The sequence below is a fragment of the Cupriavidus sp. SIMBA_020 genome (assembly GCF_046535395.1).
Classification (GTDB): domain Bacteria; phylum Pseudomonadota; class Gammaproteobacteria; order Burkholderiales; family Burkholderiaceae; genus Cupriavidus; species Cupriavidus campinensis.
On sequence record NZ_JAWRWU010000332.1, the window covers coordinates 1 to 294 of the forward strand.

Consider the following 294-nt stretch of genomic DNA (forward strand, 5'->3'; position numbering starts at 1 on the left):
CGGCGAATGGGCGGTGCCGCAGGGCAACTGGCTGCTGCCGGCGCATTACGAGTTCTCGCCGGCGATGGTGGCCAAGGCCATTGCCGCGCGCCTGCTGCGCTTCGAATTGCCGGCCGACGTGCGCGCCGGCATCGAGGCGCGCCTGGCCTTCATCGCCGATCGCGAACAGGCGCTGGCGCGCCCGCGCGTGGTGGAAGACCGCAAGCCGTGGTTCTGTTCGGGCTGTCCGCACAATACCTCGACGCGGGTGCCGGAAGGCTCGCGCGGCATGGCGGGCATCGGCTGCCACTACAT

At 70.7% G+C, this 294-nt stretch carries 1 protein-coding gene; it reads left to right on the forward strand.

Going from position 1 to position 294, the window contains the following annotated elements; genetic code table 11:
* Window positions 1-294, forward strand: a 294-nt coding sequence (locus SB751_RS29455; protein ID WP_410748958.1) for a hypothetical protein, incomplete at both ends; no start/stop codon positions are given.